16 protein-coding genes, 1 tRNA gene and 1 rRNA gene are annotated in these 18,856 nt (G+C 32.6%); 15 read left to right on the top strand and 3 right to left on the bottom strand.

Features of this window, described 5'->3' with window-relative positions; translation table 11 throughout:
* A 5S ribosomal RNA gene (gene rrf / locus U0D62_RS24725) occupies nucleotides 1-86 on the top strand; the annotation flags it as partial.
* A gap of 600 nt (nucleotides 87-686) precedes the next feature.
* Here the strand turns inward: rrf and U0D62_RS24720 are convergent.
* On the bottom strand, nucleotides 687-899 hold the full coding sequence (locus tag U0D62_RS24720) for a hypothetical protein (protein ID WP_322290042.1): 213 nt from the start codon (nucleotides 897-899) through the stop codon (nucleotides 687-689).
* 395 nt (nucleotides 900-1,294) lie between these two features.
* Here U0D62_RS24720 and U0D62_RS24715 point away from each other — a divergent pair, with 395 nt between their 5' ends.
* The 5 genes from U0D62_RS24715 to U0D62_RS24695 all read left to right on the top strand — a co-directional run bounded on the left by U0D62_RS24715 (nucleotide 1,295) and on the right by U0D62_RS24695 (nucleotide 7,031).
* Nucleotides 1,295-3,007 (top strand): helix-turn-helix domain-containing protein, encoded by a 1,713-nt coding sequence (locus tag U0D62_RS24715; RefSeq protein WP_322290041.1) that lies wholly within the window; start codon nucleotides 1,295-1,297, stop codon nucleotides 3,005-3,007.
* A gap of 165 nt (nucleotides 3,008-3,172) precedes the next feature.
* Nucleotides 3,173-3,334 carry a hypothetical protein gene (locus U0D62_RS24710; protein WP_322290040.1) on the top strand — a complete coding sequence of 54 codons (162 nt, stop codon included), beginning with the start codon at nucleotides 3,173-3,175 and terminating at the stop codon, nucleotides 3,332-3,334.
* A gap of 317 nt (nucleotides 3,335-3,651) precedes the next feature.
* A complete protein-coding gene (locus U0D62_RS24705) occupies nucleotides 3,652-5,022 on the top strand; it encodes a Gfo/Idh/MocA family protein (protein WP_322290039.1) in 1,371 nt (456 codons plus the stop codon).
* Nucleotides 5,023-5,076: 54 nt separating this feature from the next.
* Nucleotides 5,077-6,153 (top strand): GHMP family kinase ATP-binding protein, encoded by a 1,077-nt coding sequence (locus U0D62_RS24700; RefSeq protein ID WP_322290038.1) that lies wholly within the window; start codon nucleotides 5,077-5,079, stop codon nucleotides 6,151-6,153.
* Nucleotides 6,154-6,155: 2 nt separating this feature from the next.
* The gene (locus U0D62_RS24695; protein WP_322290037.1) at nucleotides 6,156-7,031 is read left to right on the top strand and encodes a sugar phosphate nucleotidyltransferase; all 876 of its coding nucleotides are present in this window, start codon (nucleotides 6,156-6,158) and stop codon (nucleotides 7,029-7,031) included.
* A gap of 80 nt (nucleotides 7,032-7,111) precedes the next feature.
* On the opposite strand, the gene U0D62_RS24690 is transcribed toward U0D62_RS24695, so the two are convergent.
* Entirely contained in the window at nucleotides 7,112-8,254 is a 1,143-nt protein-coding gene (locus tag U0D62_RS24690) for an acyl-CoA dehydrogenase (RefSeq protein ID WP_322290036.1), read from the bottom strand.
* A gap of 526 nt (nucleotides 8,255-8,780) precedes the next feature.
* Between U0D62_RS24690 and U0D62_RS24685 the strand changes: the two genes are divergently transcribed.
* From U0D62_RS24685 to U0D62_RS24645, 9 genes are all read left to right on the top strand, one after another.
* Nucleotides 8,781-10,007 (top strand): Glu/Leu/Phe/Val dehydrogenase dimerization domain-containing protein, encoded by a 1,227-nt coding sequence (locus U0D62_RS24685; protein ID WP_322290035.1) that lies wholly within the window; start codon nucleotides 8,781-8,783, stop codon nucleotides 10,005-10,007.
* Nucleotides 10,008-10,034: 27 nt separating this feature from the next.
* Nucleotides 10,035-11,564 (top strand): sodium/proton antiporter NhaB, encoded by a 1,530-nt coding sequence (gene nhaB / locus U0D62_RS24680; RefSeq protein ID WP_322290034.1) that lies wholly within the window; start codon nucleotides 10,035-10,037, stop codon nucleotides 11,562-11,564.
* A gap of 86 nt (nucleotides 11,565-11,650) precedes the next feature.
* The gene (locus U0D62_RS24675) at nucleotides 11,651-12,337 is read left to right on the top strand and encodes a MotA/TolQ/ExbB proton channel family protein (protein ID WP_322290043.1); all 687 of its coding nucleotides are present in this window, start codon (nucleotides 11,651-11,653) and stop codon (nucleotides 12,335-12,337) included.
* A 1-nt stretch (nucleotide 12,338) separates the two neighbouring features.
* Entirely contained in the window at nucleotides 12,339-12,731 is a 393-nt protein-coding gene (locus tag U0D62_RS24670; RefSeq protein ID WP_322290033.1) for an ExbD/TolR family protein, read from the top strand.
* A gap of 4 nt (nucleotides 12,732-12,735) precedes the next feature.
* Entirely contained in the window at nucleotides 12,736-13,635 is a 900-nt protein-coding gene (locus tag U0D62_RS24665; RefSeq protein ID WP_322290032.1) for an energy transducer TonB, read from the top strand.
* Between the two features lie 10 nt (nucleotides 13,636-13,645).
* A complete protein-coding gene (locus U0D62_RS24660) occupies nucleotides 13,646-14,863 on the top strand; it encodes a bifunctional folylpolyglutamate synthase/dihydrofolate synthase (RefSeq protein WP_322290031.1) in 1,218 nt (405 codons plus the stop codon).
* Nucleotides 14,864-14,950: 87 nt separating this feature from the next.
* Nucleotides 14,951-15,025 (top strand) — tRNA-Val (locus U0D62_RS24655).
* A 330-nt stretch (nucleotides 15,026-15,355) separates the two neighbouring features.
* On the top strand, nucleotides 15,356-16,186 hold the full coding sequence (locus U0D62_RS24650; RefSeq protein WP_322290030.1) for a zinc-dependent peptidase: 831 nt from the start codon (nucleotides 15,356-15,358) through the stop codon (nucleotides 16,184-16,186).
* A 77-nt stretch (nucleotides 16,187-16,263) separates the two neighbouring features.
* On the top strand, nucleotides 16,264-16,986 hold the full coding sequence (locus U0D62_RS24645; protein ID WP_322290029.1) for a Bax inhibitor-1/YccA family protein: 723 nt from the start codon (nucleotides 16,264-16,266) through the stop codon (nucleotides 16,984-16,986).
* 77 nt (nucleotides 16,987-17,063) lie between these two features.
* Here the strand turns inward: U0D62_RS24645 and U0D62_RS24640 are convergent, their stop codons facing one another.
* On the bottom strand, nucleotides 17,064-18,830 hold the full coding sequence (locus U0D62_RS24640) for an FG-GAP-like repeat-containing protein (RefSeq protein WP_322290028.1): 1,767 nt from the start codon (nucleotides 18,828-18,830) through the stop codon (nucleotides 17,064-17,066).
* Nucleotides 18,831-18,856: the final 26 nt, after the last annotated feature.

Here is an 18,856-nt window from a genome sequence, read left to right as displayed (position 1 = left end):
CTCACCTCTTACCATTCCGAACAGAGAAGTTAAGCCCGTTAGCGCCAATGGTACTACAATCGTGGGAGAGTAGGTCGCCGCCTTCTTTGAAACCCTCATCTAAAATGATGAGGGTTTTTTTATACCCAAAAATTAAAGAAAACCATAATCAATATGCTTCTTATTGATTATAACCTTTTCTATTTTTGTAATATATGGCAATACAATCTCCAATAGAAGAAAAATGGAACTGGCATTTAGGTTCTTTTTACCATTCTTTCAATTAAGGCCTAAAAACGACTCTAAAAGGATAAGAAGTGTATTTCTAAATTTTATATTTTAGTCATCATTAATTAAAAGAGCTAAAGAAATATCAAATAAAAAAAAGGGACCTTAAGAAAATTAATGCCGCTTCAAATGCTTGTATAGAAGGTTGTAATTCAGGATGTATTTGGGGAGGTCCATTTGTGTCTATAGAGGATCATCATAGATGTTTGTGCGACTGTAGTTCGCTTTGTGGAGGGAGAGGATGTAATGATTAAAACTCCAACAAATCAACGTTTTCAATGTAGAAAATGTAAAATGATATAATTAGAAAGTTGGCTTTCTTAAACCAGTTGAAGATATTTATATTAGTAAAAAAAGGTCTGACTCATATAAGCCAGACCTTTAAAATGATAATTAAGATATTTTTGAGCTTTTTATGCCTAAACACAAATACCTATACCTATATGTCCGGCATCACAACTTAAACCAGCTCCACATCGATTTTTTGCAGGACCATGAGTGTTGCATAAATCGCCTTTTTCTTTTTCTCCATCTGGATCTGCAACTCTGAATGCATGTTGAGTTCCTCCGTTAACATACTTTTGTTCTTCTCTACTTAGTATAGTGCTTACTGCCAGAATGTTTTTTAACATATTGTAAAATTTTAAATTATTAATCAAAAATCACAATTTATTTTAGATCGTTTGCGAAATATAACGATCATAATATTTTGCGCAAAAAATATAGTATTGTTGATCTAAGTTGATATATAGTATTATGTTTTGATTGAGAATATCAACCATTAGATCAAGGCAAACCTATAGATATTCCTAGTGCATTTCAAACGGTTCTTATAAGAATTTATAAATTTTGACTTAATGATTTATAAATTTTATCCATACTAGTCGGGTGGGGAAAAAACAGGTTTGCTTGGGTGTCAAAGGTTTTTGCGGTAAAGTTTTTTTTAATACATAAATTTTACATTCTTTGTGTGATTATGGTTTGAATCCGTATAGGTTTAATTTTAATTTGGGATCGAAGAATATATATGAAAACTATTTATGCTATTGTGATATTATGGGTCGGGATTACTAATTTATACTCAAAAGAAGTTCATGTACAAAAGGGAGAAGAAATAAATACAATAAAATCTGATTCATTAAAAGAAAAGAATTTTAAAGAGCTTAATTACTTGTTTTGGAAACATAAGAAAGATTCAATAGTAAGACAAAAGATTGCTATAATGTATCTTGTTAAAGCTAGGGATTTAAGAGATAGTATTTTGATCGCTAATGGTTATCAGATGTTTTATACAATAAACAGAAGAAAACGTGAGATTGCTTTGAAATATTCGGATTCTATGATTCAAATAACAAAGGGTATCAAAGATCAGTATTATCCAGCAGCGGGATATCTTTTAAAGGGTTCTGTTTTATTTGGAATGGAACGCTATAATGAGGCGCTAGAATCCTATTTAATTTCTAAGAAACATGCAGAGATTAATAATAATGAAAAACATATCATAGCATTAAAACATAATATTGCTCTTTTAAAAACCGCTTTAGGTAGAAATAAGGAAGCGTTAAAAGTGTATAAAGAAAATTTTGAATATCTATTAAAAAAAGATACTGTATCAAAATTTCATTCTACTTATATAGCTACTTTGTATAAATTATCAGATACATATAATCGATTGAAACATTATGATTCTGCTAATTATTATTTGAAAAGAGGGATAAAAACCAGTTTATCTGGTAAAAATAGATATTATTACCCGGACTTGTTATCTGCTTACGGTGTGAATAGTTATTATAGAGAAAAGTATCAACCCGCAGTAGACAGTTTACAAAAAACATTAAAGTTATTAAAATATGATCCTGATGATACTAATGTTAGAATTAGTTATCTATATCTGGCCAAGGCATTCTTTAAGTTAGATAAAGAAGAACTAGGATTAGAATATTTAAAAAAAGTGGATGCCGCTACAAATGAATCCAATTATATAATAGAAACTCAAGAAGCTTTTACTTTATTAATAGATTATTATAAAAAACGAGAAGATCAGGTGAACCAACTTGAGGTAATGGAAAAACTGATACATTACAAAAGTGTTTCTGATAAAAAGTACAAAAAGCTTAATAATACAATTATTAAAGAATATGATATAGCAAAATTGATTGAGGATAAGGATCGGTTAATTAATAAAATTGCTAATAAAAATAAGAAATCTACCTACAAAATAGTTGCTATTGGAGTAAGTGTCATGATCGTAATAGGACTGTTGTATTTCCTCTATTATAAAAAACAAAAAAATAAATACGAAAAAGCATTTCATAAACAATTACAGCAAGCTGAGATATCAAATAAAAAGAGGTCTAAAAACTCTTCAACAGGAATTGAATTAGCGCCAGAATTAAAAAAGGAAATTCTAAAAAAAATAGAAGAATTTGAAAATAATCATGAATATCTCAAAAATGATTTAACCTTGACTAAGGTTTCAAAAAAAATGAAAACAAATTCTACTTACCTTTCTAAAACTATCAATAAAGAAAAGCAAAAGAATTTTGCAAATTATATCAATGATCTAAGGATTGAATACTGTGTTCACCAAATTGAAAATGATAAAAAGTTTAGAAGGTATTCGATTAAATCAATGGCTAAAGAAGTAGGATTTAATAATATTCAATCCTTTGCTAAGGCCTTTTTAAAGCAAAAAGGGTGTAATCCTGCTGAATATGTGAAAAATTTTGATAATCAGTAATTTAAGTTGATTTTGTTGCGCAGAGTAATGGTTTATATTTATAAATCTTGACCAGTTGATTGAGTTTTTTGTAGTATCTAAAGAAAATTTCTTACCTACATTTGTCTCTGCTATATATAATTTACATATCTCATGAATAATAAAAAGAAGATGAGCTTGCAAAAAATGAAAATTGCAAAGCTTAATGATGAATCAAAACTTAGAATTAAAGGAGGGTCAGTATTAGAAAATGAAGGAACGGACTGTAAATGTAGTAATGGGAGTGGTCCTATATTGACAATAGATGATGATCCAGAAGATTCAAAGGTTATAAATGGAGGCGGATAAAGATTTTTTAAGATTAGAACAGAACTCAAGGATAATAAAAACTCCAAGAGGACTGTTCTATTCTATTAATTAATGATCACCTTTTTTCTTCTTATCGCATTTCGGATTTAATATCTACACCAAATTTTTAATCTTTTGATTGACATAACTTTATCCCTTTTAATATGAGAAATGCTTTTTTCAGGGATATATATGTCTATAATTACACTTCAAAATTGAAAGGTTAGATCTAGCAAACAAAAAGGTATACTTAGTGCTTTTTAGCTCGGAGTTTTTCAGTTATATTTAAAAAATAAATACTAACTAACTCAAAAATAATGAGCACACAAAAATCTAGACGTAATTTTATTAAGAATACTGCTATAATTGGAGCGGGAATGTCAATAGCTCCAAATTTAGCATTTAGTAATAACACTACTAGCAATAAAAAAGAGAAGCTTAGATTAGGTTTAATAGGAGTTGGTCTTAGAGGAACAAATCATTTAAAGAATGTTCTTTTAAGAGATGATGTGTTAATAACCGCAATATGTGATGTTGATCAATCTAGGATTGATCTTTCATTAGATACCATAAAAAATGCAGGGGAATCAAAACCTAAAGTATTTAATAAAAACGAATATGATTACAAGAACCTTTTGAATCTTGAAGATGTTGATGCAGTAATTATATCTACTCCTTGGTTATGGCATGCAAGAATGGCAAAAGACGCCATGATTGCTGGTAAATATACAGGCCTGGAAGTATCAGCGGCTAATACACTTGAAGAATGTTGGGATTTAGTAAATATTCATGAAAAAACAGGAACACATCTCATGATCCTGGAGAATGTAAATTATAGACGTGATGTTTTGGCTGTATTAAATATGGTAAAACAAAACGTTTTTGGTGAGTTAGTTCACTTTAGATGTGGATACCAACATGATTTGAGGTTTGTAAAATTAAATGATGGTAAGACAGCTTACGGAAAAGGGGTTGAGTTTGGCGAGAAAGGAATATCTGAATCAAAATGGAGAACTCAACATTCAGTAGCAAGAAATGCTGACGTGTATCCAACTCATGGAGTAGGACCAATTGCCACAATGTGCGATATCAATAGAGGAAATCGTTTTTCGTCAATAACATCTAATGCTACCAAAGGTATAGGATTACATAATTATATTGTAAAAAATGGCGGTTCAGATCATCCAAATGCTAAAATTAAATTTAAACAAGGAGATGTAATTACATCTACAATAGAAACTACGATGGGAGAGACTATTATTGTTACTCATGACTGTAATTTACCTCGCCCTTATTCATTAGGATTTAGAGTTCAAGGGGCAAATGGATTATGGGAAGTAGATGGAAATAGAATATATATAGAAGGAAAATCCGAACCACATCGTTGGGATAAGGCAGATAAATGGCTAGAAAAGTATGATCATCCTTTATGGAAAAAATATGGAGAACACGCAACTGGAGCAGGTCATGGAGGAATGGATTTCTTTGTTATAAATGCTTTTGTAGAATCAGCCAAAGAGAATATAACTCCACCATTAGATGTTTATGATGCTGCGGCTTGGAGTGCAATTACACCATTATCAGAAGTTTCTATAGAAAATAACGGAGAGCCACAAGATTTTCCAGATTTTACCAGAGGTTTATGGATAAAGAGAAAGCCATATAACTGGATGAAAGATACTTATTAGTATAAAATCTTAGACTACTTAAATTAATATAAGACATTCTAATCTAAATCAACTTTGAAAAAAATAAGTGTTAAATCTCCAGGAAGAACTTGTTTGTTTGGAGATCATCAGGATTACCTGGGTTTGCCAGTCATCGCCTGTGCTATAGATAGATATATTACGCTAAACGCCATGGAGAATTCTTCTTCTTTTTTTAAGATAAACTTGTTGGATACTAAAGAAAAAAGAGATATTTCGATACATCAAGAATTTGAAAATATAGATCGAGAAGATCATTTTATGTCTGCTCTTAAAGTCGTTCAAAAATATGGTTGTATACCAGATAAAGGGTATGATATACAAATAACCGGTAATTTGCCAATCAACGCGGGAGTTTCTAGCTCTTCGGCATTGATTATCGCCTGGATTCGTTTTTTGCTAGAAGCTTTTGGGGCAGGCCAAGAAGTAACACCAGTTTTGGTTTCTAGAATAGCATATGAAGCAGAAGTTTTAGAACATAATAGCCCAGGAGGTTTAATGGATCAATATTCTATCGGTATCGGAAATGTTTTATTTATCGATACCAGAGATAATGCATCTTATGAGGTTATTCAAAATACTGTTCAAGGATTGATTGTTGGAGAATCCGGGATTAAAAAAGAAACTATAAATACCTTAGGCGATTTGCGAGGTAAAGCATTAGAAGCTATTAAATATGTAAAAGGTAAGAAGCCTGATTTTGATATAAACCAGACTTTGTTTGAAGAGTATGATGAATATGAGAAATATATCCCTTCTGCATTGAAACCTTATTTTTTTGCAGCTTTAAAAAACCATTCTATAACACTAAAGGCCCTCGAAGAATTTAAAAAACCATATTTGGATATGTCGTATTTAGGAGAGTTAATGAATCAGCATCATGCTATTCTAAAGGATATTTTAAAGATTACTGTTCCTAGGATCGATAATATGGTTAAAAATGCACTTGAAGCAGGTGCGTATGGAGTTAAAATTGTAGGATCTGGTGGTGGAGGAAGTATTATTGCATTATCACCAAAAGATAAAGAACAAGAAGTTATTAATGCTATTTTAAAAGGAGAAGGTAAAGCAGCTTATGTTGTTAATGTTGATGAAGGCGCTAGAATTGTATGAAAATGGGACATAATAGTTTAGTTATTTTGGCAGGAGGAGCTTCTTCAAGAATGAAGAAGGAAGTGAAAACTTCATTAGATAAAGATTTGTCTGATCAGGCTAATACGAGGACAAAATCTCTAATAGGAATTGATGGAAGTGGAAGGCCTTTGATGGATTATCTCTTATATAATGCTAAACAAGCGGGATATAAGAATATATATATTGTTATTGGAGAAAAAGAAGAATTAATGCAGACGTTTTATGGAAATAAAAATAAAGGGAATGATTTTTATGGTTTGACAATTAATTATGCAATACAATATATTCCTGAAAATAGAGTAAAACCTTTTGGCACAGCAGATGCAGTACAACAAGCTGTTACACAATACCCAGAATTAGCTATAGAGTCGTATACCGTTTGTAATAGTGATAATCTCTATTCTATAGAAGCATTAAAGGCATTAAGGGCTATAGGTCATCCTAATGCTTTTATAAGCTATGATAGAGATGCGTTGCGATTTAGTGAAGAACGAATATCTAGATTTGCGCTAGTATCAATAGATAAAGAAGGTTTTCTTAAAAGTATTATAGAAAAACCATCATTAGAGAATGTAGATATGTATAAAGATGATAGTGATAAACTTAGAGTGAGTATGAATATTTTTAAGTTTGATGGAAAAGAATTTAATTATTATTTAGAAAACTGCCCTGTTAACAAAGAACGTAATGAAAAAGAAATCCCTTCCGCATTATTAAATATGACAAAGGATCATCCTGTTTCAGTTAAAGCGATTCCTATGTCGGAGCACGTTCCGGATTTAACTTCAAAAGAAGATATTCTTATTATGAAAGAACATATAAAAACCAATTACCAGACTATGGATTGGAATGCATAAAGGTTTTGTTTCTTTAAAAAGAAAAGCCCAAACTATTAAAAATAGTCTGGGCTTTTAACATCTGAGAGTTTTTTAACTAATTAATCTCTAAGAATGCTTCTTGATATTACGATTTTTTGAATCTCGCTAGTTCCCTCATAAATTTGGGTAATCTTAGCATCTCTCATTAATCGTTCTACATGATATTCTTTTACAAAACCGTTACCGCCGTGTACTTGAACAGCTTCTACACTTACTTCCATAGCAACTTGAGAAGCGTATAACTTAGCCATTGCTCCAGATAGATCATAGCTTTCATGATTATCTTTATCTTTTGCAGCTTTATAAACCAGCATTCTTGCAGCTTCAATTTGAGTGTGCATGTCGGCAAGTTTAAATGCGATAGCCTGGTGATTCATAATTTCTGTACCAAAAGCTTTACGAACTTTAGAATATTCCTTAGCCAACTCATAAGCACCAGCTGCAATACCAAGTGCTTGAGCTGCAATCCCGATTCGTCCACCAGCTAATGTCTTCATTGCAAATTTAAATCCAAAACCATCTTCTCCAATACGATTCTCCTTAGGTACTTTTACATCATTGAAAATCAATGAATGTGTATCGCTACCACGAATTCCTAGTTTATCTTCTTTAGGACCAATTTCAAAACCTTCCCATCCTTTTTCTACAATAAAAGCATTGATCCCTTTGTGTTTCTTTTCTCTATCAGTTTGCGCAATTACTAGGTAGTAATCAGCACTATTACCATTAGTAATCCAGTTTTTGGTGCCATTAAGAACATAATGATCCCCTTTATCTATTGCGGTAGTCTTTTGCGAAGTTGCATCACTTCCCGCTTCTGGTTCAGACAAACAAAAAGCCCCAATAGATTCACCAGTTGTTAATTTTGTAAGATACTTTTCCTTTTGTTCCGGACTTCCATATGTATCAAGTCCCCAGCATACGAGTGAATTATTAACAGATACGATCACAGAGCAAGAAGCATCAATTTTGGATAGCTCTTCCATGGCCAAAACATACGAGATTGTATCCATTCCTCCTCCTCCATATTCAGGAGAAGCCATCATGCCTAGAAACCCAAGTTCTCCCATTCTTTTTACCTGCTGGGTAGGGAATTCTTGTTTGTTATCACGTTCAATTACTCCAGGTAGTAATTCGGTTTTAGCAAAATCACGAGCTGCATCCCGTATTAATAACTGTTCTTCGGTTAGTTTAAAGTCCATATCTCTGTATAATTTACTGTGCGCGCATAACACGCAATTCGTACTTTTCGATGAAAATAAATAGGGAGAACCCCATTATTTTTAATAATCCCACAAATATAAGCCATAATATGATAGTTTTACTGTTTTTTTCGTTTTTTACAAAATTTTGATATTTGAGCGTTCCGATTTTAGAAGTAAGGGATTTTGTATTTAGAAGCATCTATAATATATATAATGTTTTTAGTGCTTTAATTTTATGTTTATTTAAGCTTTTGCCGTATTTAGTTTTTTATATTTGTGGGGTCGTATTTCGACCTTAGTTCAATTTATTATAAATACCTTTTAAATGACTCAGCTCTAACCTCCGTAAAGGGGGATTATTTTAATTTACAAAGTACAGATATGTTGTTTTACAGGATGATCATAATTATTAGATTGATGTCAATCATCAGTGTTATTGATCAATTTCGTCTGATTTTGAAAAAAATAGTATTGAAGCAGATGAAACTAAAAGTGATTTATTCAATAAATTGAAATTTTAAAAATGAAAGAATTATTAAAAAAATACGAAAATAAAACTCCAGAAATAGTTTTTAACTGGAAAGATTCTGAGACTGATGCAGAAGGGTGGACTGTTATAAATTCACTAAGAGGAGGTGCCGCTGGAGGTGGTACCAGAATGCGTCAAGGATTAGATATGAATGAGGTATTGTCTTTAGCCAAGACAATGGAAGTGAAATTTACTGTCTCTGGACCCGAAATAGGAGGAGCAAAATCAGGAATCAATTTTGATCCTAATGATCCTAGGAAAAAAGGAGTATTAGAAAGATGGTATAAAGCCGTTTCACCTCTTCTTAAAAGTTATTATGGTACAGGAGGAGATCTTAATGTCGATGAAATTCATGAAGTTATTCCAATAACAGAGAATTGTGGAGTTTGGCATCCTCAGGAAGGAGTTTTTAATGGACATTTTCAACCTACAGAAGCTGATAAAATAAATAGAATAGGGCAATTAAGACAGGGCGTTATTAAGGTTTTAGAAAATACAATCTTTTCGCCTGATGTATCCAGAAAATATACAGTAGCAGATATGATTACTGGATATGGAGTAGCAGAGGCAGTACGTCACTATTATGATATTTATGGAGGAGATGTAAAAGGAAAAAGAGCTGTTGTACAGGGATTTGGTAATGTGGGATCTGCTGCAGCGTATTATCTTTCAGAAATGGGAGCCAAAGTGGTGGGTATAATTGATCACGCTGGTGGATTAATAAATGAAGATGGTTTTTCTTTTGAAGAAATAAAACAGTTATATCTTAATAAAAAAGGAAATAAACTCTATAGTGAGACATTAATTCCTTTTGAGGAAATGAATGATACGATATGGTCATTACCTACAGAGATTTTTGCTCCTTGTGCAGCTTCCAGATTAATAACAAAAGATCAGATTACCCAAATGATTAATTCTGGACTTGAAGTTGTTTCTTGTGGAGCTAATGTTCCTTTTGCTGATAAAGAAATCTTTTTTGGTCCTATTATGGAATATACAGATGAGAGAATAAGTCTTATTCCTGATTTTATTTCTAATTGCGGAATGGCAAGAGTCTTTGCTTATTTTATGGAAAGAAGAGTTCAAATGACAGATGAAGCAATCTTTAAAGACACTTCAGAAACCATAAAAAAAGCAATTCAAAATACATATACTAATAACCAAACGAGAACTAATATAAGTAAGACGGCATTTGAAATTGCCCTCAAACAATTGTTATAATATTAATTGCATTAACCCAAGTAAATTATGTTTAAGTATTTTCTAGGAAGTAGTCCGAAATGGTTCAAGACTATAATGATCGGATTTTTAATTTTTAACGTATTTTCCCTCTATGTTTTAGGACCAACCGTGACCGCTTGGTTATTTATTGGCGAGTTTATTTTTACTTTGGCGATGGCACTTAAATGTTATCCTCTACAATCAGGTGGGATATTAGCTATTGAGGCTTTGGCATTAGGATTAACACATCCGATGTATAAAATGAATCATGGTAAAATTGTGTACGATGAATTAGGAAAAGGAGTCAAAGGAGGTGTTATTCTCGAAGTCGAACAAAACCTCGAAGTGATTTTACTACTAGTTTTTATGGTAGCAGGGATTTATTTTATGAAACCATTATTGATGTATATATTTAGTAAAGCATTTACTAAAATAAAATCAAAAATGATTTTATCGCTGCTATTTGTTTTTCTTTCTGCTGTGCTTTCGGCATTTTTGGATGCTTTGACAGTTACTGCCGTTTTGATTAGTGTAGCAGTAGGGTTTTATGGCGTGTATCATAAAATCCATTCTATGCCTGCATCAGATTTTAATGATGATGGGATATTGGATAGAAAAGAGTTAAGCGGTGAGACGCTCAGTAAATTCAGAAGTTTTCTTAGAAGTCTTGTAATGCACGGTGTGGTAGGTACTGCCTTAGGAGGAGTTTGTACCTTGGTTGGAGAACCACAAAACCTATTGATAGGAGAGCGAATGGGATGGGATTTTATCCAGTTTTTTCTAAAAATGGCACCTATTTCACTTCCCGTATTAGGAGCAGGACTTTTAACTACTATAGTTTTAGAGCTTACAGGTTGGTTTGGTTTTGGAGAGAAACTTCCACCAATTGCTAGAAAAATTATAGAAAGTTATACAGAAGAAGAAGAAGCAAATCGATCAGATAAATCAAAATATGGTTTAATTGTTCAAGCGATCTCTGCAATATTATTAATTATTGGATTGGCTTTGCATCTTGCCCCTGTTGGTTTTATAGGATTGGCCTTAATTATCGTACAGACTGCCTTTATGGGTATTACAGAAGAACACCAGTTAGGTAAAGCTTTTGAAGAAGCTCTTCCATTTACAGGGTTACTAGTAGTATTCTTTGTCATTGTAGCGATGATCCATGATCAACATCTTTTTACACCAATTATTGATTGGGCATTATCTTTAGATCCGGCTAAACAACCTTCTATGTTTTATGTTGCAAATGGAGTCCTGTCAATGATCAGTGATAATGTCTTTGTGGCTACAGTATATATAGGAGAGGTTAAGCAGGCGTTTGATAACGGAGCTATTACCAGAGAACAATTTGAAGAATTGGCAATTGCGATCAATACAGGAACAAATTTACCAAGTGTTGCAACACCTAATGGTCAGGCGGCGTTCTTATTTTTACTAACTTCTTCTTTAGCTCCTTTAATTGGATTATCTTACGGAAGAATGGTGAAAATGGCATTTCCTTATACAATAGTATTAGGAGGAGTAGGGTTGTTAGGAATTATATATTTTCTGTAAACGAAAAAGACATTTATACTTAACCTATAGAAATAACGTTAGTATACTAATCACTAAATTAACAAGAACATATGACGCATTTATTTATGCTTGGCTCTTTTGCCCAGAAGGCCAAGGAAATTGATCCGGAAGTAGAACAAAAAACATTATCAATAATGGAACTGCTCCTTAGTGGAGGAACAGGAGGAGTTGTGATTATAGCAGTTCTTTTTGTACTACTTTTTGTTGCAGTTTATATTTATTTTGAAAGACTTTTTGCAATTAAATCAGCTTCAAAATATGATGAAAGTTTTATGCATCAAATTAGAGATAATGTAGTAAGTGGTAAAATTGAAGCTGCCAAAATATTATGCGCTCAAACAAATAATCCAGTTGCAAGATTGACAGAAAAAGGTATCTCAAGGATAGGTCATCCATTAGAAGATATTAATAAAGCTATCGAAAATGCTGGTAGATTAGAAGTATATAAGTTAGAAAAAAACGTTAGTATTCTAGCTACTGTAGCAGGTGCTGCACCGATGATAGGATTTCTTGGAACTGTAATTGGTATGATTTTAGCTTTCCATAATCTGGCATCAAGTTCAGGAAGTGCAGATATGGGAACGCTGGCAGAAGGTATTTATACAGCAATGACAACTACAGTTGCGGGATTAGTTGTAGGTATTGTTGCTTATATTGGATATAACCATTTGGTAGTAAGAACAGATAAAGTGGTTCATACTATGGAGGCAAATGCTGTAGATTTCTTAGATCTGTTGAACGAACCGGCATAATATGAACTTAAGAGGAAGAAATAAAGTAAGCCCGGAGTTTAGTATGAGTTCTATGACAGATATTGTATTTCTGTTATTGGTATTCTTCTTATTAACATCACCGGCAATAACACCAGAAGCACTGGATTTGATATTACCAAAAGCGAAGGGTAAAAGTTCAAATGTTCAGAATATATCAGTTAGTATAACTAATAAACTACAGTATTATGTAGATGATGAGCGAATTAGTCAAAGTAGATTAGAATCTACATTAAGATCCAAATTAGCTGGTCAAAATGAACCAACGATTATTCTCAGAGCAGAAGAAGGAGTGCCCATTGAAAAAGCAGTGGGAGTAATGGATATTGCTAATCGAAATAAGTTTAAAGTAATACTGGCAGTAAGACCAGAATAATTATATGATAAAGCTAGATACAAAACATAAAAAGAAATCATTTATATTGACTACTATTTTACACGTAGCCATTATCTTTTTATTGTTTTATCTAGGTCTTACCTATTTAGATCCCCCTCCAGAAAGTGGTATCGCTGTTAATTTTGGAACTACAGCTACTGGAGCAGGAGAAGTTCAGCCTGAAGAAGCAATTAAATCATCTCCTAAACAAACAACACCAGAACCAACTCCGGTAACACCAGAACCACAGGAAGAAGTTCCTGAGATTCAGGATGAAGTCATAAGTCAGGATATCGAAGATGCTCCGGTAATAGATAAGAAACCGAAGAAGAAACCAAAAAAAAAGGTAGAAAAACCCAAAGAAAAACCAAAGGATAAACCTACCGATAAAAAACCAGTAGACAAGCCAGTTAAAAAAGAACCGGTAAAAGAAGTTGAAGAGAAAAAACCAGATCCTAAACCTGATAAATCCACATTAGATATATTAGATAGTTTTTCAAATGGTCCCAAAAGTGATGGTACTGCAAAAGGAGGAGAAGGTGATGATAATAAAGCAGGAGATAAAGGAGATCCCAATGGGGACCCTAACGCCAGATCATATTACGGTACAGGACAAGGATTAGATGGAGATGGTAATTATAGATTAGGTGGTAGGAAAGCTTTAAATAAGAAAAAAATTACTCAGGAGTGTAATGAATCTGGGATTGTTGTAGTAAAAATAGAAGTAAATCAGAACGGAAAGGTGATTCGAGCTACTCCTGGAGTAAAAGGAACAACTAATAGTGCTTCTTGCTTATTAGAACCAGCAAAAAGAGCTGCATTAGCTACTCGATTCAATAGCGATTCTAAAGCACCGACAAAACAAGTTGGAACCATCGTTTATCAATTTAAACTCTCTGAATAATAATTATTCTATGAATTACAGAGAAACGCTGGATTGGATGTATGTCCAATTGCCAATGTATCAACGTCAAGGAGCAGTAGCGTATAAGATTGACTTAACCAACACGCTGTCATTAGCTACATACTTAGGAAATCCCGAAAGACAATTTAAAAGTATTCATGTTGCAGGTACTAATGGTAAAGGCTCTACAAGCCATATGTTAGCTTCTGTGCTGCAGGAAGCGGGATACAAAGTAGGATTATATACTTCACCACATCTTAAAGACTTTAGAGAGCGCATTCGAGTTAATGGAGAAACCATTAGTGAAGAGTATGTGGTTGATTTTATAGAAAAGCATAAATCATATTTTGAAGAAAATTTACTATCGTTTTTTGAAATGACCGTAGGAATGGCATTTCAATATTTTGCTAGCTCCAAAGTTGATATAGCTATTATTGAAGTCGGTTTAGGTGGAAGATTAGATTCTACAAATATTATTACACCCCAAGTATCAGTTATTACTAATATAGGATTAGATCACACACGGTTTTTAGGAGATACTTTGACTGAAATAGCAGGTGAAAAAGCTGGAATTATTAAAAAAAATGTCCCAGTAGTAATAGGAAGATATCAAGAAGAAACAGTAGAAGTTTTTAAAGATATTGCTAAGTCTTTGGATAGTAAACTACATTTTGCAGAGGATTTAAATGATAAAACATATACATCAGACCTAAAAGGGGACTATCAGAAAGAGAATATTCGTACCGTTTTAAAGACGATGGATGTAATTAGAGATCAAGGATGGAATGTCTCAGAAGAAACGATAAAACGCGGGTTAGGTAGTGTTGTAAAAAATACAGGATTGTTAGGGAGATGGCAAATATTACAAAATGAACCTAAAGTTATATGCGATACAGCTCATAACGAGGATGGTTTAATACCTGTTATGAAACAATTATCTGGAGAGTCGTATAAAAATCTTCATATTGTTTTGGGAGTAGTTAATGATAAAGATTTAGATACAATTTTGCCTTTGTTTCCTAAAGATGCAAGGTATTATTTTGTCAAACCAGATATCCCAAGAGGCTTAGATGAAAAAAAACTAAAAGAAAAGTCGTTAAAATTTAAATTAATCGGAAAGGATTATAGTAACGTTCAAGAAGCATATGATGCTGCAAAACAGAATGCTACAAAACAAGATGTAATCTATATTGGTGGAAGTACTTTTGTAGTGGCAGAAATAATTTAAAATTTCTTCAAAAAACTTTTGGTAGAGTATAAAACTGTCTTATATTTGCATCCGCAATCAGGAACAAGGGTTGCGAAATTAAATAAAGGGCGCGTAGCTCAGTTGGTTCAGAGCACTTGGTTTACACCCAAGGGGTCAGGGGTTCGAATCCCTTCGCGCCCACAGAAAATTAGAAATCCCGAAACATTTGTTTCGGGATTTTTTGTTTTTTTAAATACATCAGAATTTTAAAGATTGTAGGAAAATAATTAATAGGTAGACAATTCAAAAGAACGATTGTATTATGAAATAAATTCGACGGGCTGTTTCCTAATTCTCCTGATTTATAGAGAGGCTATCAAATAAAAAATAATTAACTCTGATCTATACTATATTGAATAAAAACAACGTTAAATATTTGTTTTAGCAGGATATTAATCCTAAAAACACTATTTTGTACTTGATTTAACCTACTTATAATCCTTTTTGATTTTTATTATAGCATATTTTCTAATGTTTCAGGAATCGTTTGATGCTGGATCGTATCAAGTTCTCGCTATGGTTTTTTTAACAGCGATGCTTTTGATATGCACATACTATGTGTCCAGATATTTAGAGACGTTATATGTTAAAATGTATAAAAAACCATATTTTATACATTTTTATATTCCAATTAAAAAGCTTCCTTCAAATCAAAAATCTTTACTATCCACAAATAAGCTATACAAACAGCTTGATAAGAAGAGAAAAACATATTTTGAACATCGCACAGCAAAATTTTTAAAAACTACTAATTTTGTGGGTAGAGATGGATTGCAGGTAGATGATATCATGCGTATGAAGATTGCCATGACTGTTATACAGTTAACTTTTGGGATGCGTAATTACTTGTTAAACTATGTAAATACTATTATCCTTTATCCTTCATCATATTTCTCAATTCTTAATCAAACAGAAAACAAAGGAGAATTCAATCCCAGATCAAAAGCGTTAGTATTATCCTGGGAAGATTTTGAGAAAGGAAATTCACATAAAGAAGACGGAATAAATTTGGGCATTCATGAGATTACGCATGCCATTCATTATAACGCTATAAAAAGTAATGATATTGGTGCAGAAATTTTTTATGACACCTTCTTGGAATTAGAGAAACATCTTGGTTCAAAAGAAGTGCGAGATAAAATGATAGAAACAGAAATAATAAGAGAATACGCTTTTACAGATAAATTTGAATTTGTTGCGGTTGTGGTCGAATTATTTATGGAGTCACCACAAGAATTAAAAAAACACTTTCCTGTTATTTACGAATATGTAAGACAAATGCTCAATTTTAGATACTTTTGATATTAACAGTTTCTTGATAGTACTATACTTATAGAAACAATTATATTTACACTTTGTACTAAACAATTTAATTTAAAATGGAACAAACAGAAGGATTTCAACATCAGATGCCATTAGTGAATACGCTTACTGATGAAAAGAGGGTAGCTTTTTATAAAAAGACATACACTCATTTGGCAATGGCAGTGTTGTTATTTATAATCGTAGAGTGGGCATTTTTTCAAATACCAGTATTATTAGAATTTGCATTATCTCTTACTCAAGGATGGACTTGGTTAGTTATGCTAGGTGGTTTTATGCTTGTTACTAGCTATGCTGAAAAAATGGCAATTAGGAGTCATGATAGAAACAAACAATATCTAGCCTTATTGTTATATGTAGTTGCTGAAGCTTTTATTTTTATTCCATTAATTTTTATCGCAATGGTTATTGCCGAAAATGGAGGCGCAGATATCCTGAATCAAGCAGCAATTCTTACACTAGGATTGTTTACAGGTTTATCGGCAATTGCATTGTTAACAAAAAAGGACTTTTCTTTTTTACGCTCTATACTTACGATAGGATTTTTTATTGCTTTAGGACTCATCATTGCAGGAACTCTTTTTGGTTTTAACCTGGGACTTTGGTTTAGTGTTGGAATGGTAGTTTTAGCAGCGGGATCCATATTATACCAAACATCTAATATGGTACATAGATATTCTGAAGATCAATATGTAGCTGCTTCTCTTGGGTTGTTTGCATCATTGATGTTGTTGTTCTGGTATATACTAAGTATCTTATCTAGATTTAGCGGAGATTAAATAGTTAATCTTTAACTGATATAATAAAAGAGGCAGATATTTTAAAATATCTGCCTCTTTTTGAATAAAAAGGAAAATTATTTGATGACTAATTTTTCCACAAATCTTTGTTCGTTAATTGATATGTTTATGAAATAGTTTCCAGGAGATAAGGAAGTTGTATCGAGTACAATTTCTTCCTGAATATCATAAGTTTTTTTAGAAATGATACGTCCGGCTGCATCTGCAAGGTTAATGATGATTGGAGTATTTATTTCTGTTTTATCAAGTCCTAGGGTAACAGAATTTTCTGTGGGATTTGGAAATAGGGCAATGTTAAAATCGAGTTTTTCATCGGATTTTTTAATAGGTAAAGAAATAGGTTTTCCTTCTTCAATAGTATAAAATTTATTTACTCTTAGATTGGAGAATGTATCTACATTACCAGAAGGCCAATATATTTTTAGTTTACTAATTCTAGGGGCTCTCCCAAGCCCAAAATGTGCTCTTAGACTGTTATGCCCCATAAAAGAGTTTGAGGCTGAGATTTCTCGCTTTTGGGTTACTTCTTGTCCGTTTATTCTAGCAGTTAATTCTAATCTGGCACCCAATGCGGCTTTGTTAGAAGGGTTACCAATAAGTTTGATGTTTACAAAACGTCTTTTAATTCTTAAATCATTTCTGAAAAGAGCTTTAGAATTTGCTCCAACAGCAAAAAAATCAAGATCTCCATCATTATCGTAATCTCCAACAGTGATTCCGGTAGAGTTAGCTCTCGAATCAAGGTTAATGATATTTCTTTTTCTTTCTGTAAAAGTACCATCACCGTTATTTACAAAATATCCACTACCGTGACATCCAGAATCAGTTATTAGAACATCCTGGTCACCGTCATTATCAAAATCACCCCATACATTAGATAGATTGTTATCATTAACCTGAGTAAATGGAGTTGGTGTTTCTATATAAGTTCCTTCTTGATTGACATAAAATTTATTTTCTACCCCAGAAAAGTTAGTAAGACAAAAATCAAGATCTCCATCATTATCATAATCGATGGCATTATAACATTGTCCGTCTTGAGGATCATTAGCAAAAGAAAGTTCGGTGGTCGGGATTCGTTCAAAACCTTCTTGACCATTTTCTATTTGTAAATTTTTGAACAAAAAATCAGGGGCAATTCCACTAGGTCCTGCAGCCGGTCCACTAGCGATAAATAAGTCTCTATCTCCATCCTCATCATAATCAATCCAGTTGGATACCGTATACGGCGCTTTTGTAGTAAGAAATTCATAAGGTTCTGTAACTTCAGTAAATGAACCATCTGCATTGCCTCGATATAATCGATTAGGAAAACTAGAAGGGTTTAAAAAACCATCTGCAAACGTTAGAATAAAATCCAGGTAACTATCATTATTAAAATCACACCATTGAGCACTCCAGGTGCCTGAATTGATGGTGTTTAAAATGGTGTTGGCTTCAGTGAAATGACCTGTACCATCGTTTTTATATATCCTTGTTTGCAACGTTGAAGGCGCAGAAAATCGGGAGTATATAACATCAAGATCTCCATCATTCTCATAATCACCCCAACTGCAACTGGATAAAAAAGTAGCTTGAGGGTTTGGGATGTCGGTTGGCATTACTTCAAAATTTCCATGACCAATGTTTTTATATATAGTACCAGCATAAAATAAGTCGAGCAAATTATCATTGTTTATATCAGTCCAGGAAATACCAAAAAATGTAGCACTGATAGGAGGATCAGAAATAATAGGGTTATCTGTATCTTTAATTAGTGTAAACTTTTGTGAAAAAGCAGTAATAGTAAAAATAAAACAGATGAATAATAGTAAAGTTCTCATAAGCTTAGGATTTTAAGATTTATGAG

This window comes from Aquimarina callyspongiae (assembly GCF_034322225.1).
Lineage (GTDB): Bacteria > Bacteroidota > Bacteroidia > Flavobacteriales > Flavobacteriaceae > Aquimarina.
The sequence above is the reverse complement of the archived record's forward strand: the minus strand, read 5'-3'. Positions and strand labels throughout refer to the sequence as shown.

Bases quoted from the DNA above. Each gene is read 5' to 3' on its own strand.
- U0D62_RS24720 (WP_322290042.1), bottom strand. From the start codon at position 899: ATGTTAAAAAACATTCTGGCAGTAAGCACTATACTAAGTAGAGAAGAA.
- U0D62_RS24715 (WP_322290041.1), top strand. From the start codon at position 1,295: ATGAAAACTATTTATGCTATTGTGATATTATGGGTCGGGATTACTAAT.
- U0D62_RS24650 (WP_322290030.1), top strand. From the start codon at position 15,356: ATGTTTCAGGAATCGTTTGATGCTGGATCGTATCAAGTTCTCGCTATG.
- U0D62_RS24690 (WP_322290036.1), bottom strand. From the start codon at position 8,254: ATGGACTTTAAACTAACCGAAGAACAGTTATTAATACGGGATGCAGCT.
- U0D62_RS24705 (WP_322290039.1), top strand. From the start codon at position 3,652: ATGAGCACACAAAAATCTAGACGTAATTTTATTAAGAATACTGCTATA.
- U0D62_RS24695 (WP_322290037.1), top strand. From the start codon at position 6,156: ATGGGACATAATAGTTTAGTTATTTTGGCAGGAGGAGCTTCTTCAAGA.
- U0D62_RS24710 (WP_322290040.1), top strand. From the start codon at position 3,173: ATGAAAATTGCAAAGCTTAATGATGAATCAAAACTTAGAATTAAAGGA.
- U0D62_RS24640 (WP_322290028.1), bottom strand. From the start codon at position 18,830: ATGAGAACTTTACTATTATTCATCTGTTTTATTTTTACTATTACTGCT.
- U0D62_RS24685 (WP_322290035.1), top strand. From the start codon at position 8,781: ATGAAAGAATTATTAAAAAAATACGAAAATAAAACTCCAGAAATAGTT.
- U0D62_RS24665 (WP_322290032.1), top strand. From the start codon at position 12,736: ATGATAAAGCTAGATACAAAACATAAAAAGAAATCATTTATATTGACT.
- U0D62_RS24645 (WP_322290029.1), top strand. From the start codon at position 16,264: ATGGAACAAACAGAAGGATTTCAACATCAGATGCCATTAGTGAATACG.
- U0D62_RS24675 (WP_322290043.1), top strand. From the start codon at position 11,651: ATGCTTGGCTCTTTTGCCCAGAAGGCCAAGGAAATTGATCCGGAAGTA.
- U0D62_RS24660 (WP_322290031.1), top strand. From the start codon at position 13,646: ATGAATTACAGAGAAACGCTGGATTGGATGTATGTCCAATTGCCAATG.
- U0D62_RS24670 (WP_322290033.1), top strand. From the start codon at position 12,339: ATGAACTTAAGAGGAAGAAATAAAGTAAGCCCGGAGTTTAGTATGAGT.
- nhaB (WP_322290034.1), top strand. From the start codon at position 10,035: ATGTTTAAGTATTTTCTAGGAAGTAGTCCGAAATGGTTCAAGACTATA.